16 protein-coding genes and 1 tRNA gene are annotated in these 14,255 nt (G+C 35.2%); 5 read left to right on the top strand and 12 right to left on the bottom strand.

What is annotated here, in order from left to right:
* Positions 1–33: 33 nt before the first annotated feature.
* The 8 genes from ACIQ0M_RS08300 to ACIQ0M_RS08335 form a co-directional block, all read right to left on the bottom strand.
* Positions 34–507 (bottom strand): ExbD/TolR family protein, encoded by a 474-nt coding sequence (locus ACIQ0M_RS08300; protein WP_396151385.1) that lies wholly within the window; start codon positions 505–507, stop codon positions 34–36.
* Between the two features lie 21 nt (positions 508–528).
* Complete coding sequence (locus ACIQ0M_RS08305; protein ID WP_396151386.1) at positions 529–1,137, bottom strand: ExbD/TolR family protein; 609 nt, start codon at positions 1,135–1,137, stop codon at positions 529–531.
* A gap of 3 nt (positions 1,138–1,140) precedes the next feature.
* Positions 1,141–1,560, bottom strand: coding sequence for a hypothetical protein (locus tag ACIQ0M_RS08310; RefSeq protein WP_396151387.1), 420 nt, complete (start codon positions 1,558–1,560; stop codon positions 1,141–1,143).
* A gap of 18 nt (positions 1,561–1,578) precedes the next feature.
* On the bottom strand, positions 1,579–2,391 hold the full coding sequence (locus ACIQ0M_RS08315; RefSeq protein ID WP_396151388.1) for a MotA/TolQ/ExbB proton channel family protein: 813 nt from the start codon (positions 2,389–2,391) through the stop codon (positions 1,579–1,581).
* 79 nt (positions 2,392–2,470) lie between these two features.
* Positions 2,471–2,561 (bottom strand) — tRNA-Ser (locus ACIQ0M_RS08320).
* Between the two features lie 75 nt (positions 2,562–2,636).
* Complete coding sequence (locus ACIQ0M_RS08325; protein ID WP_396151389.1) at positions 2,637–3,665, bottom strand: asparaginase; 1,029 nt, start codon at positions 3,663–3,665, stop codon at positions 2,637–2,639.
* Entirely contained in the window at positions 3,655–4,791 is a 1,137-nt protein-coding gene (locus ACIQ0M_RS08330) for a 1-acyl-sn-glycerol-3-phosphate acyltransferase (protein WP_396151390.1), read from the bottom strand. Before ACIQ0M_RS08330 ends, ACIQ0M_RS08325 begins: the two co-directional genes overlap by 11 nt.
* A 60-nt stretch (positions 4,792–4,851) precedes the next feature.
* On the bottom strand, positions 4,852–5,619 hold the full coding sequence (locus tag ACIQ0M_RS08335) for a TatD family hydrolase (protein WP_396151391.1): 768 nt from the start codon (positions 5,617–5,619) through the stop codon (positions 4,852–4,854).
* 87 nt (positions 5,620–5,706) lie between these two features.
* Here ACIQ0M_RS08335 and ACIQ0M_RS08340 point away from each other — a divergent pair, with 87 nt between their 5' ends.
* The 3 genes from ACIQ0M_RS08340 (at position 5,707) to ACIQ0M_RS08350 (ending at position 7,173) form a co-directional block, all read left to right on the top strand.
* The gene (locus ACIQ0M_RS08340; RefSeq protein WP_396151392.1) at positions 5,707–6,144 is read left to right on the top strand and encodes a retropepsin-like aspartic protease; all 438 of its coding nucleotides are present in this window, start codon (positions 5,707–5,709) and stop codon (positions 6,142–6,144) included.
* A gap of 78 nt (positions 6,145–6,222) precedes the next feature.
* Positions 6,223–6,408 carry a hypothetical protein gene (locus tag ACIQ0M_RS08345; protein WP_396151393.1) on the top strand — a complete coding sequence of 62 codons (186 nt, stop codon included), beginning with the start codon at positions 6,223–6,225 and terminating at the stop codon, positions 6,406–6,408.
* 78 nt (positions 6,409–6,486) lie between these two features.
* On the top strand, positions 6,487–7,173 hold the full coding sequence (locus tag ACIQ0M_RS08350; RefSeq protein ID WP_396151394.1) for a DUF4476 domain-containing protein: 687 nt from the start codon (positions 6,487–6,489) through the stop codon (positions 7,171–7,173).
* Positions 7,174–7,248: 75 nt separating this feature from the next.
* On the opposite strand, the gene odhB is transcribed toward ACIQ0M_RS08350, so the two are convergent.
* Together odhB and ACIQ0M_RS08360 are read right to left on the bottom strand one after the other, a co-directional pair.
* Entirely contained in the window at positions 7,249–8,448 is a 1,200-nt protein-coding gene (odhB, locus tag ACIQ0M_RS08355) for a 2-oxoglutarate dehydrogenase complex dihydrolipoyllysine-residue succinyltransferase (protein WP_396151395.1), read from the bottom strand.
* Positions 8,449–8,527: 79 nt separating this feature from the next.
* Positions 8,528–11,299 (bottom strand): 2-oxoglutarate dehydrogenase E1 component, encoded by a 2,772-nt coding sequence (locus ACIQ0M_RS08360; protein WP_396151396.1) that lies wholly within the window; start codon positions 11,297–11,299, stop codon positions 8,528–8,530.
* Positions 11,300–11,417: 118 nt separating this feature from the next.
* Here ACIQ0M_RS08360 and ACIQ0M_RS08365 point away from each other — a divergent pair, with 118 nt between their 5' ends.
* Complete coding sequence (locus tag ACIQ0M_RS08365; RefSeq protein ID WP_396151397.1) at positions 11,418–11,963, top strand: hypothetical protein; 546 nt, start codon at positions 11,418–11,420, stop codon at positions 11,961–11,963.
* Here ACIQ0M_RS08365 and ACIQ0M_RS08370 read toward each other — a convergent pair.
* Positions 11,947–12,297 carry a hypothetical protein gene (locus tag ACIQ0M_RS08370; protein ID WP_396151398.1) on the bottom strand — a complete coding sequence of 117 codons (351 nt, stop codon included), beginning with the start codon at positions 12,295–12,297 and terminating at the stop codon, positions 11,947–11,949. The genes ACIQ0M_RS08365 and ACIQ0M_RS08370 overlap by 17 nt on opposite strands.
* 195 nt (positions 12,298–12,492) lie before the next feature.
* Complete coding sequence (locus ACIQ0M_RS08375) at positions 12,493–13,467, bottom strand: polyprenyl synthetase family protein (protein WP_396151399.1); 975 nt, start codon at positions 13,465–13,467, stop codon at positions 12,493–12,495.
* A 185-nt stretch (positions 13,468–13,652) separates the two neighbouring features.
* On the opposite strand from ACIQ0M_RS08375, the gene ACIQ0M_RS08380 reads away from it, so the two are divergent.
* Positions 13,653–14,252, top strand: a complete 600-nt coding sequence (locus tag ACIQ0M_RS08380) for a TetR/AcrR family transcriptional regulator (protein WP_291091684.1) — start codon at positions 13,653–13,655, stop codon at positions 14,250–14,252.
* Positions 14,253–14,255 lie beyond the last annotated feature (3 nt).

Here is a 14,255-nt window from a genome sequence, read left to right on the forward strand (position 1 = left end):
AAAGCGTGGCTTATACATTTAAATTTTGCCTTATTAATTCGTTACTTTACCTTGGTTGGTCGTGTAATTAATTTTTAAAGCTTCAACTCTTCTAAGTTCTTGTTTTATTTCTGTAACAAGCCCCATTTTTACTTCTTTGTCAACTTTTAGTGAAGTTGTCAAAACCTTCTCCAGTGAAGGATCTCTTGCTGCTCTTTCAGCTAAGACAAAATTCTTTATCTCAGAAACATCAGAAAGACGATCGTTCAATTGAATCCGAGCTCCTTCGCCATACTGTCTAACATATTTTTCATGCGGCTTTCCAGCGAAGATAAACATAACTCTATCTTTTTTTTCCAGCTTGGTTACTTGATCTGCCTTTGGCAACGAATTTTCAATCATTAAATCAGTATCCTTCATCACAGTAGAAACCATGAAGAAAAACAATAACATGAACACTATATCCGGTAATGATGCAGTTGAAATTGCTGGGACTCCGTCTTGCTTTTTCTTTTTAAATCTAGACATATTTCTAAAATTTATAATTAATTACCTTTTTGGTTCTGCTTCAGACAGCTTTTGAGGAAATAGCGTTTGAATATCTTTAATAAGTGGCTCAATTCTTAAACGTTGAGCTTCTTTTGTTTTCGGATCATCAAACATCGCCTCTAATTCACGGAAAGTTTTTCCATATCTAGCCATACACTCCCTATCTCTCAAAAAATAGTAAGCAGCTACTAATTCATTTTGAACCGATATGTAAGCTTCGTAGGACGTTTCAGCATCATTTTGTAGGGATATAATTGCTTTATCAGGGTTGTCTGAAGAAGCTGAATTTTTCTCCCCTTTACAATAAGCACATGAACCATCTCCTCCATTATCTAGAAAATCAATTGCTGCTTGTCTCAAGTCTTTCAAATCCATTGGGGTGTCCTCTACTAATAATTGATCATTTTTATTTATCAATACAGTAAAGATATTTTTCTCTTTTACAGGAGGCGGCTCTTGATTAGTTTCATCTATAGGTGGCAACTTTCGGTTAATCCCTTGATCTGTTTGAATGGTTGTTGTAACCAAAAAGAAGATCAAGAGCAAGAAAGCAATATCCGCCATAGAACCTGCGTTCACCTCTGGTGGTGCACTTCTTTTTCTGCCCATAACTTATGATTTAAATTTTTTGAAACTTGAATATACCAATGTTCCAACCGATGCAATTGCTAAAATATAAAATGTGTTTAAAGCAGTACTAATTGCCTTAGAATAACCAGAGCCAACTGAAATGTCTTTCAAATTGTATTCAGTACTATCCGCAAAGATAAAGGCTACTATAACTACACCTAAAAACAATCCAACAGTCACCAAAGTCTGTTTTAATTTGTCTTTGTGTGTAAATAAATTTTTAAACACAAAATACAACACCGCAATAACTGCTAGAAACAGAGCAATGTAAGACAAAAGAATAAAAACATCTGTAACTGTACTTTCCATTGTTTGTGTTTGACTTAACGTCACAAAAAACAGCACGACACTTATTATTCCAATAATTGCAGCAAAAATTTTTGTTAGTTTATAAATATTCATATTTAATTTATTTATAAATTATTTTTTTAAGTGATCAGAAAGAATATCTATTAAACTAATAGAAGCATCTTCCATATCGTTCACAATTGAGTCAATTTTTGCAGTAATATAATTGTAAAACACTTGAAGAATCATTGCAACAATCAAACCAAATACGGTTGTTAACAACGCTACTTTAATACCTCCGGCTACTAGTGATGCATCCATGTTACCAGCCGCTTCAATTTTATCAAAAGCAATAATCATACCGATTACAGTTCCTAAGAATCCTAACATTGGAGCAAGGGCAATAAAAAGGGAAATCCAAGATACGTTTTTCTCTAATAATCCCATTTGAACTCCTCCATAAGCTACGACAGATTTTTCAGCAGATTCGATACCATGTGAAGAACGATCTAAACCTTGATAAAAAATAGATGCAACAGGACCAGGAGTATTTCTACAAACTTCTTTTGCAGCATTAACACCACCTGATTGAAGAGCATCCTCAACATCTTTAATTAATTTTTTTGAATTTGTTGTAGAAAGATTTAAATAAATAATTCTTTCGATTGCTATTGCAAGACCTAAAATTAAACACAAAAGTACAGCACCCATGTATTCAGGGCCTCCTTCAATGAAACGTTGCTTCATTTCTTGAGTAAATGATTTTTCTGCCGGTACTTCAGAATCATCAACGGAAACAACTTCTTCAGTTTCAGTTGTTGCTGCTGGTGCCGCTTCGGCTTCAACAGCCGGTTCTGTAGTTTGTGTAGTTGTAGAGTCTTGTGCTTGAACGGTTCCAAACATCAATAGACCTGTGATTGCCAAAATAGAAAATAGTCTTTTCATTGCTTTTGTTCTTAATTTAATTAGTTAATCAGGTTAAAGGTATAAATTTATTTTTAATTAATTACACATTATAAAAAAATGGCGGAGAGAAAGGGATTCGAACCCTTGATACCCTTTTGGAGTATACACACTTTCCAGGCGTGCTCCTTCGACCACTCGGACACCTCTCCTCATTGCTTACAACGTATTTTAAGAGTGCCAAATAACAAAAAAAAACTCACTTGAAAAAATTAATTTTGTTATTTTTACGACAATTCTCCTCGCAAAGAAGTTTCAAAAATGGTTTTGAACACTTTAGCAGAAACATTTTGCCCTAAAAGGTACATCAATTTTGTGATAGCTGCCTCTGTGGTAATGTCTTTTCCTGAGATTACTCCTATCTTTTTTAAATACGTACTTGTTTCATATTGTCCCATATTGACACTTCCACCCGAACATTGTGTCACATTTATAACGTAAATTCCTTTTTTTATTGCCTTTTTCAAGACAGAAATAAACCATTCTTCGGTGGGAGCATTTCCAGCACCGTAGGTTTCCAGCACAATTCCTTTTAGATTTGGTATTTCAAATAAAGAAGCCAAAACATTTTCATTTAAGCCGGGAAACATCTTTATAATAGCTACATTTGAATCCAAATCTTTGTGAACCATCATTTTTTTGGTTGAATTTACCTGAAAAAGTGATTCGGTGTTAATTTTAATATGCACCCCAGACTCTGCCAAAGCAGGAAAATTAGGTGATGCAAATGCCATGAAATGTTCCGCATTAATTTTACTTGTTCGGTTTCCTCGGTATAGTTTGTATTCAAAATAAAGACAAACTTCTTTAAAAACAGGTTTTCCTTTTTGTTTTAAGGAAGCAATTTGAATGGCTGTAATTAAATTTTCTTTGGCATCGGTTCGCAAATCACCAATTGGCAATTGAGAACCGGTAAAAACTATCGGTTTGGATAGATTCTCAAACATAAAACTCAAAGCCGAGGCAGAATACGACATGGTATCAGAGCCATGAAGCACTACAAATCCGTCAAATTTTTCGTAATTGTCCTCAATAATTTGAGCCATTTCAATCCACTTTTGCGGATTCATATTGGATGAATCGATAGGCTTTTCAAATGAAATGGTTTCAATATTACAGTCCAATTGCTTTAACTCAGGAATCCGTTGAAGCAACTTTTTAAAATTAAATGCCTTTAAAGCACCGGTTTCAAAATCCTTCATCATTCCGATGGTTCCGCCCGTATAAATCAAAAGTATGTTGGCTTTAGAATGCATCGTGGTATTTCATCTTATTAGTCACCGGATTAGCATACATGGCAAGGAAACTCTCCACCATTTTTGGATTGTTGGCATCAATTTTCATTTCCAATCTTCTTTCAAACAATGATTTTTCCTCTTCAGTATACAAATGATTGTATTGATTGGTATTGTGCATTAAATCATAAGAAATAAAGTTAGTTGGCCACAACTTATAAGAACTCAAAATAGAATCATCAATTACTTGTGCTAATGCTTGAATTTGACGATTGGAATTATCTTCCTGCTGCTTAATTTGATCTATTTCCGTATTCAAAATATCGCCTACATGCATGTGGATTCGCTTTTTTTGTCCCATGATACCACTGAGCAATGTAATGAAATCTTCATTTTTCTCCTTAATATATACTTCATTATTTGCCTCAGCCATCAGTTGAGGCATTTTTAAAGCATCAGTTGGATCGTATTCATAGGAAATGGAAACGGGTACAATTTTTAATTTCTTGAAATAATCCATCACATTTGCTTCCTCAGAACCCATTCCAAGCATTTTTAAAACACCTTGGTGTGTGGCATCGTTACCGTCTTTGGTTCTGCCTTCACGTTGAGCTATCCAAACAGAACGGTTCTCTCGTAATAATAACTGACCTATGTATTCGGACATTAATTTAGAACTTTGTAGCAATTCTCTTGGAGACAACCCTCTTTGAACCAAAAAATTACGGTTTAATTTAGATAATTTGAGCAAAAAATCTTTTTTTACCAGATTATCCCCAATGGCAGATGCAGTCATCACCAAACCATGCTCATACAATGATACATTTAATAGTGATGTATCTAAAATAATATCGCGATGATTAGAAATAAAAAGGTATGAAGTGTTTTTTTCTAACTTTTCAAAACCGGAAGTTGTTAGTCCATCCGAACTGCGTTCAAGCACTTTTTGAACCGAATGATAGACGAAATTAATCTGAAAATCTCTGATTGAATGCGTTTTTTGAAGTTGTTCTGCCCAAGCTTTTTCCTCCACTTCGGGGAAAGTAAAATTCATTAAAGCTTTCATCATGGGGTGATGAATGACCGAACGAATTCCTTCGTTTACTTCACTGTCGTAATAAGGTCGAATCGTATCAAATTTTGACATTAATCAGCTATTTAATGCACAAATGAACAAAAAAAATGTGACTTTTGAGATATGATAACGTTAAATCCCGAAAATTGCTTTTGAATTTTCAGTAGTGATTTTAGCAATTTCTTCTACTGAAATACCATAAATAGCAGCTAATTTTTCAGCAACCAAATGAACATAACTGCTTTCATTCCGCTTTCCGCGAAAAGGAACTGGAGCTAAATAAGGCGAATCGGTTTCAAGAACAATATGTTTCAAGTCAATTTGGCGAAGAAATTGATCTATTTTTCCGTTTTTGAAGGTCACAACACCTCCAATTCCCAACTTCATATTGAGCGAAATCGCTTGTTGAGCTTGCTCGAAATTTCCTGTGAAACAATGAAAAATTCCGAATAAATCATCGCTTCTTTCCGATTCTAACACTTCGAAAATTTCATCAAATGATTCGCGACAATGAATCACAATAGGCAATTTATATTTTTTGGCTAATTGTATTTGGTGCTTGAAAGCGATTTTCTGAATTTCAAGGCTTGATTTATCCCAAAATAAATCAATACCAATTTCGCCAATAGCGATGAATTCTCTTTTGGCTAATTCGGCTTCAATGTGGTTTAATTCGTCTACATAATTCTCTTTGACATAGCACGGGTGTAATCCCATCATTAAAAAAACGTTTTCCGGATAATTTACTTCTAGTTCGTACATAGCTTTTGTACAAGTAGAATCAATAGCCGGGACAAAAAAACGAGATATACCTTTTGAAAGAGCTCTCTGCATCATTTCGTTTCTATCCAAATCAAATTCTTCGGAATATAAATGCGTATGGGTGTCGGTTAAAATCATGCGGCAAAAATAAGTAAATTTCAAGATAGTTTATACGCCTTTGTTTTGACCTTAATTTAAGTTACTTTTGGACTTCAAAATTGCAAAATGAAGAATTTACAAGAACTTTTAAAGGATTCAGGATATAAAAAAATTGGTTTTAAGGTTTCTAAAACCCAACATTTGTTGATAAAAGCCACTATAAATGGAGTAAAAGGAAATTTTATTTTAGACACAGGAGCATCAAACAGTTGCATTGGATTTGATCAAGTAGACCATTTTAATGTAACCGCTAAAGCATCCAAAACCAAAGCAGCCGGAGCCGGAGCAACCGGAATGGAAACGCAAATTGGTAAAAATGTAGCTTTGAAAATTGGTCGTTGGAAAACAAAAAATCTTCATTTGGTTATTTTCGATTTAACGCATGTTAATTTAGCCTTGACCCAATACAAAGCCAAACCCGTTCATGGCATTATTGGTGCAGATATTTTATTAGAAGGCAAAGCAATTATTGACTATTATAATCATTGTTTGTATTTGAATTAATAAATATAAAAAATTTGGCATTATTTTTGGAAATCTCTGTTGATAATACTTAATTTTAGAACTTTAAAATAATTGTATATGAAACTAAAAACTACTTTAACTTGCTTATTACTTGTGGCTTCTGCCCTTTCTTTTGGACAGATTCAGCCGTTTGGTCATTTAACCATTTTTTCGGAAGACGGTGATAAATTTTACTTGATTTTGAATGGCGAACGAATGAATGACGAACCTCAAACGAATCTTCGTGTAGAAGAATTAGTATAACCTTATTACAATGCCAAAATTATTTTTGAAGACAAAACACGTCAGGAAATATCGAAAAACTTTCTTCAAATTGCAGATGTGGATGGTGCTTTTATGGATGTAACGTATAAAATTCGTCGCGACAAAAACAAACCTTCAAAAATGAAATTGAATTTCTTTTCGATGATTCCGGTTGTAGATGGATTTGTACCGCCCTCCAATGTATATGTACGACGTTGGGGTCAGCCTGCTCCACCTCAACAAGTAATTGTGCAACAAACTGCTCCGGTTGGAGTTGTGCAACAAACCACAACCACAACTACTACAACCGGTGGAGTGAATGCCGGTGTAAGTGTTGGCGGTGTTGGGGTAAACATTTCGATCAATGACCCAATTATGACAGGTAGTACAACAATTACCGAAACAACTACTGTTACAACCGGTGGTGGAACTGCTGTTGTAGTTCAGGAACCTTTGCAAGAAGGTTGTTATGGAGCAATACCGATGAATAATGGTAATTTTAACAGTGCTTTGCAAACCATCAGAAACCAAGGTTTTGATGAATCAAGACTAAAAACTGCCAAACAAATTGCTCAAAACAATTGTTTGAATACGAATCAAATTGTAGAGATCTGTAAAATTTTTGGTTTTGAAGAAACTAAATTAGACTTTGCAAAATTTGCTTATGATGCATGTGTAGAGCCTCAAAATTACTTTAAAGTAAATAATGTCTTTGATTTTACCTCGAGTGCAGATGAATTAAATGATTTTATTTCTAGAAGATAAATAAATTATTACTTCATAAAAAAATCCCGATTAGAAACTCTAATCGGGATTTTACTTTTTATATCAATTGGAAAACTATAGTTCCAACGCTTTCTTTGCATTTCCACTCATCAAATGTTCTACCGGGTTTTCTAATACCTCTTTCACAGCTACTAAGAAACCTACTGATTCTCTTCCGTCGATGATTCTGTGATCATAAGACAAAGCGACAAACATCACTGGAGCTATTACGATTTGACCGTTTTTAACTACTGCTCTTTCTACCACATTGTGCATTCCAAGAATACCGGATTGTGGTGGGTTGATGATTGGTGTAGATAACATACTACCGAAAACACCTCCGTTTGAAATGGTAAATGTTCCGCCAGTCATTTCGTCAACGGTGATTTGACCATCACGGGCACGAATTGCCAAACGTTTGATTTCTGCTTCTACACCTCTGAACGATAAGGTTTCTGCATTTCGCATCACAGGAACCATTAATCCTTTTGGACCGGATACAGCTACCGAAATATCGCAGAAATCATACGAAATCTTCTCTTGACCGTCAATCATTGAATTTACGTCAGGGTATAATTGTAAAGCTCTCGTTACCGCTTTGGTAAAGAACGACATAAAACCTAATCCTAATCCGTGTTTTTCTTTAAAAGCATCTTTGTATTCTGCTCTTAAATCATATATCGCGGTCATATCTACTTCGTTGAACGTCGTTAACATGGCCGTTTCGTTTTTGGCAGACACCAATCTCTCTGCTACTTTACGACGTAACATCGATAATTTAGTTCTTTCTGAACCACGGTTTCCGCCGGTTGGTGTTCCCATAGACGGAATAGCGTTTACGGCATCATCCTTTGTGATTCTACCACCTTTTCCGGTTCCAACGATATCGGAAGGTTGAATATTTTTCTCGTCTAATATTTTGCGAGCTGCCGGCGAAGGTGCTTGCGTAGCATAGGTTTTTTCAGGTACTGGTGCTGCTTTTGGAGCTTCAGCAGCTGGTTTTACTTCCTCTTTTGGAGCATCACCGCTTGGTTTTGCAGCTGAAGTATCAATTAAACAAACGACTGCTCCAACCGCTACGGCGTCACCTTCTTCTGCTTTTAGCGTAATGGTTCCGCTAGCCTCTGCTGGTAATTCTAATGTGGCTTTGTCTGAATCAACTTCAGCTATAGCTTGGTCTTTTTCTACGTAATCGCCGTCTTTTACCAACCAAGTTGCGATTTCTACTTCTTTTATAGATTCTCCCGGAGAGGGAACTTTCATTTCTAAAATCATGTCTAATATTGGTTTAAAAGTTTCAGGTTTTAAGTTTCAGGTTTTTTTCAACTTGAAACTTAAAACATGAAACGAATTATTATCTAAATAAATTTTTATCAAATACCATTCTAATTGCATCGGCATGGCGTCTTCTGTCTCTGGTGTGACTTCCTGCGGCTGGTGCTGCATAGGCTTTTAACGACGCTAATCTCCATTTTACCAAGTCAAAATTCATTAACATAAAACTATAGGCTCCCATGTTTTTTGGTTCTTCTTGTGCCCACACATAATCATCTGCATTCGGATAAGAAGCAATAATCGCCTTTAATTGCTCAACCGGTAATGGAAATAATTGCTCGATTCGTACCAAAGCTACATCATTTCGGCCTAAGTTTTCTCTTTCGGCTAAGATGTCATAGTAGAATTTTCCGGTGCAGAATACGAGTGTTTTTACTTTCTTTTTATCTACCGAATTATCATCGATAGTTTCTTGAAAACTTCCGTTGTATAATTCTTCTTTACTGGAAATACATAAAGGGTGACGCAACAAACTTTTAGGTGAAAACACGACTAATGGCTTGCGGAACTTGGTTTTCATTTGTCTACGCAACAAGTGGAAAAAGTTCGCCGGAGTTGTACAATCGGCTACATACATATTGTGACGGGCACAAAGTTGCAAGTAGCGTTCCATTCTGGCAGAAGAGTGCTCGGCACCTTGACCTTCGTAACCGTGAGGCAATAGCATCACGATTCCGTTTTGGTTGTTCCATTTGTCTTCGCCACACGAAATATATTGGTCAATCATAATTTGGGCTCCATTGGAGAAATCTCCAAATTGTGCCTCCCAAATGGTTAAAGCGTTTGGATTGGCTAAGGCATAACCGTAGTCGAAACCTAAAACACCATATTCAGAAAGGAACGAGTTGAACACGTTGAACTTTCCTCTTTTATCTTTTAATCCGTTTAATAAGATGACTTCTTCTTCGCTGTCTTCCACTTTTACAACGGCGTGACGGTGAGAGAAAGTTCCTCTTTCCACATCTTGACCGGAAATTCGAACGTCGTAGCCTTCCATTAACAATGTACCATAAGCTAAAGTCTCGGCAGTTCCCCAATCAATAGCATCATTGTCGTACATCGTTTTTCTGTCGGTAACAATTTTGCTGATTTTACTAATAAATTTTTTATCCGATGGCAAAGTTGAAATGGATTCGGCAATGATATCTAATTTCTTTTTGTCGAAAGTTGTTTTGACTTTTTTCAACATTTCATCGTCTGAAACTTGTACAAAACCATTCCATTCATCTTGCATAAAAGGAGTGATGATGGTCAATTCTTTTTTGCGAGAAGCTTCTAAATTTTGATCTAATTTAGCTTTGTAATCGCTTTCTATTTTATTGATGTAGGCTTGGTCAACAATTCCATCAATAATTAATTTTTCGGCATAAATATCTCTTGGATTTCTATGTTTTGCGATGATTTTGTATAAAACCGGTTGGGTAAAACGAGGTTCATCTCCTTCATTATGACCATATTTTCTATAACCTAATAAATCGATAAATACATCACGACCAAAAGTCATTCTGAAATCTAACGCAAAAAGCATCGCATGAACCACCGCTTCGGTGTCGTCTGCATTGACGTGTAAAACCGGTGAAAGTGTCACTTTTGCAACATCCGTACAATAAATAGACGAACGAGCATCAAGGTAATTGGTTGTAAATCCGACTTGGTTGTTAATCACCAAATGGATCGTCCCTCCTGTTTTGTAACCGTCTAATTGGGACATTTGAACAATTTCATACACAATTCCTTGTCCTGCCACTGCGGCATCTCCGTGAACAGCGATTGGCAATACTTTTGAGAAATCGTTCGGGAAATATTTGTCTTGTTTTGCTCTGGTAATTCCTTCAATCACCGCACCAACCGTTTCTAAATGAGAAGGGTTTGGAGCTAAATTGATGTTGATGTTTTTTCCGGATTTTGTTTTTCTATCGGCAGTTAAACCTAAATGGTATTTTACGTCGCCGTCAAAATATTCTTTATCGTAATCTTTTCCGTCAAATTCGGAGAAAATGTCTTGGGTTGGTTTGCCAAAAATGTTGGCTAAGATGTTCAAACGACCACGGTGAGCCATTCCCATCACAAATTGCTCAACGCCTTTTTCGGCAGCAGATTCAATTAATGCATCTAAAGCTGGGATGATGCTCTCGCCACCTTCTAATGAAAATCGTTTTTGACCTACATATTTTGTATGTAAAAAGTTTTCAAAAGAAACGGCTTCGTTTAATTTATTAAGGATGTGCTTTTTCTGATCTACGTTGAAATTTGGTAAATTATCATTGATGTTCAAGCGTCTTTGAATCCACTCGATGACTTCCGGTTTACGGATGTACATGTATTCTATTCCGATGGATTGGCAATAAACGTTGTCAAGATGTTTAACAATTTCACGCAATGGCTTTGGTTCGTGACCCAACACTTTTGCAGCATCAAAAACAGTGTCTAAATCAGATGAAACTAATCCGAAATTTTCAATGGCTAATGTTGGAGCATACACTCTTCGCTCACGTACGGGATTGGTTTTGGTAAATAAATGTCCTCGTGTTCGGTAAGCGTCAATTAATTTAAGAACATTAAACTCTTTTTGTAATTTATCGGAAACGAGACTAAAGTCTTGATTTCCGGCAGAAAAATCGGCCAATTGTGTAACGGCTTCATTGTCATTTGCCGATTCCAGACCAAAATCGAAACCTTGAAAAAAGGCTCTCCAACTAGGTTCAACGCTATCCGGATTAACGGTATATTGTTCGTATAAATCGGCAAAAAATTGGGTGTGTGCTGCGTTTAAAAAGGAAAACCTATCCATAATTAGTAGTAATAAACCTTATTTGTTAAAAATAGTTTTGCAAAAGTACAATAATTGCCATAATCTTTCATTTATTTTTGCATACTTTTATGTTTTAAATTGCTAAAAAGATATAGATATGAAAAACGCTGAAAAACTTCCCATTTTAATTTTCATTTTAGTATTTATTTTTTGTGTGGAAAACACGTTTGCCCAGTCTGAACAATCCGTTTCAACAGCTCAAAAAAGTGAATTTTGGTCAAAAGTTCGTTTTGGCGGAAATTTTGGCTTGGCCTTAGGAAACAATTACACCGATATTACTCTCGCACCCGGGGCGATTTATGACTTTAATCAATACATTAGTTTAGGTTTTGGAATTCAAGGAAGTTATGTGAAACAAAAGAATTTTTTTGAATCCTATATTTATGGTGCAAGCATGATTGTTTTAGGGAATCCAATTCCGGAAATACAGCTCTCGGCTGAGTTAGAACAATTGCGTGTAAACACCACTTACGAAAACAGTTTCAATTCTATAAAAGATAATTTTTGGAACACCGGACTGTTTTTAGGAGCAGGTTATCAAACGAATAATGTTACAATTGGTCTGCGTTATAATGTGTTACACAATGACAATCGAAATGTGTATTCGGAGGCTTGGATGCCGTTTGTTAGAGTTTATTTCTAAACCAAACCTTTTGCCATTCTCTTTTTAAAATTAAAAACGCCACTTGTTCAGACAGCTCAGCAATGTCATCACCATTTAGTTTTTTGACTTCTTCTTCGGAAACATCGATGATATAAAGCAAATTCAAATATTCGGCAAATTTGTATTGAATGAGTCGATACACTTTTTCGTGCAATTGAATTTTCAATTCGTTTGGCGATGTGCTTAACGGAAAATCAACTGGTTCATTGGCAAAATTGAAATCTTTGTTGAGTTGTTCAATAAGTTTAAGGTAGAGATTTTCTTTTTCTGCTTCGGTTAAAAGATGGTCGGTTGATGTTGGGATGGGATACATTTTTTTTTGATTGAAGAATTTGGATTTTTGATTTGAATGGAACACGGTTCGGATAGATTGAATGGATGTTCGCTGATTTTTTTGTTCGCAGGCGAAAATGGATTTGGATGGATTTTATTCTGTATACTTTTCTTTTATATCAAATTAAAAACTTGAAACTTATAACCCGAAACCCGCAACTTGCAAACCCGTAACTTAAACATCCCTCTTCATCAACTTTTCTCCAAACGCTCTTAAAACCATTTTTTTATCCTCGCCAATTTGCATTTTGGTTAAGGTTTCGAAGGCTTTCATCGTGTACTCTTCTATTGCTTTTTGAGTGGCTTTTGATGCTCCGGTTTGATTGAAAAATTCTTTTACCGATTCAATTTTTTCGGAATTATCATTCGGCTGGATGGAATATAAATGCAATAATTGCTCTCGTTCTTCAGCTTTAGCAAACTCCATTGCTTTTAAGTAGAGATACGTTTTTTTGTTTTCGATAATATCGCCACCCACTTGTTTTCCAAACGTTTCCGGATTTCCGAAACAATCTAAATAATCATCTTGCAATTGAAAGGCGATGCCTAAATTCAAACCGAAATCATAAATTAAATTGGCATTTTCTTTTGATGTTTCGGCGATAATGGCTCCCATTTTCATTGCAGCTCCTACCAAAACAGCGGTTTTAAATTCGATCATTTTTAAATATTCGGGAATGGAAACATCTTCTCTGGTTTCAAAATCAACATCATATTGTTGTCCTTCACATACTTCCAAAGCAGTTTTGCTAAATAGTTTCGCTAAATCCCGGAAAATAGTTGGTTCATAACTTTCAAAATATTGATAAGCTAAAATCAACATGGCATCTCCTGATAAAATTCCGGTGTTTAAATTCCATTTTTCGTGGACGGTTTCTTTTCCTCTTCTTAATGGAGCATCGTCCATAATATCGTCGTGAACTAACGAAAAATTATGAAAAACTTCAACAGCTGTTGCCGCAGAAAGTGCTTTTTTAAAATCGGCATCAAAAATTTCGGTTGATAATAGGGTTAAAACCGGACGCATTCTTTTTCCGCCTAAACGCAAAATATAATCGATGGGTTCATATAAATTTTTAGGCTCTTTTAAAATTTTTTCATTTTCTAAATGAGCAAGAAAATGTTCTTGGTAAACCGCAATAGAATGCATTGATGAAAAATTTTTGTTTGAATGGAATACAAAGTAAACCAAAAAAAACCGAATGCAGAAACCGGATGAATAATTACATCCAAAACAAATGTTAAATAATTGTAAATACTTTGGAAACTATTTTGGTGTTAAAAGTTTCCGTTATACATTTGCGGCGAATTTTAGTCATAAAAATCAACATCATAATGCAAGAACAAATAATTGAAAAAGCAACGGAAATGTATTTAACGCTTGGTTTTAAAAGCGTTACAATGGATGACATTGCCAATGAAATGGGGATTTCAAAAAAAACGATTTACCAGCATTTTGCTAATAAAAATGACTTGGTTGAAGCCGTGACCATGCAAATGTTTGATTCTATTTCTTGTGGGATAGATCAAATTTGTCAACCGGACAAAAATGCAATTGAAGAGTTATTTGAAATTAAAGATTTTGTTTTACATAAATTAAAGGACGAAAAAGCTTCTCCCATTTTTCAATTGCAAAAATATTTTCCAAAAATCTATAAAACTTTACATGGGAAGGAATATTGCAAAATGCAAGATTGCGTTGTAACCAATCTCAAAAAAGGAGTTGAAACGGGTCTTTATCGACCGGAAATTGACATTGAATTCATCAGTAAAATATACTATTCCTGTGTTCATGCTTTAAAAGATAAAAATGTATTTTCAGATGAATCATACAACTTTAGGATGATGGAAGAATTATACCTCGACTATCATGTGCGTGCAATTTCAACCACCAAAGGACTCCAAGTTTTAGAAAAAATAACCAATAAATCATAATCA

The sequence above is a fragment of the Flavobacterium sp. genome, assembly GCF_044339515.1.
In the GTDB taxonomy this organism is placed as follows: domain Bacteria; phylum Bacteroidota; class Bacteroidia; order Flavobacteriales; family Flavobacteriaceae; genus Flavobacterium.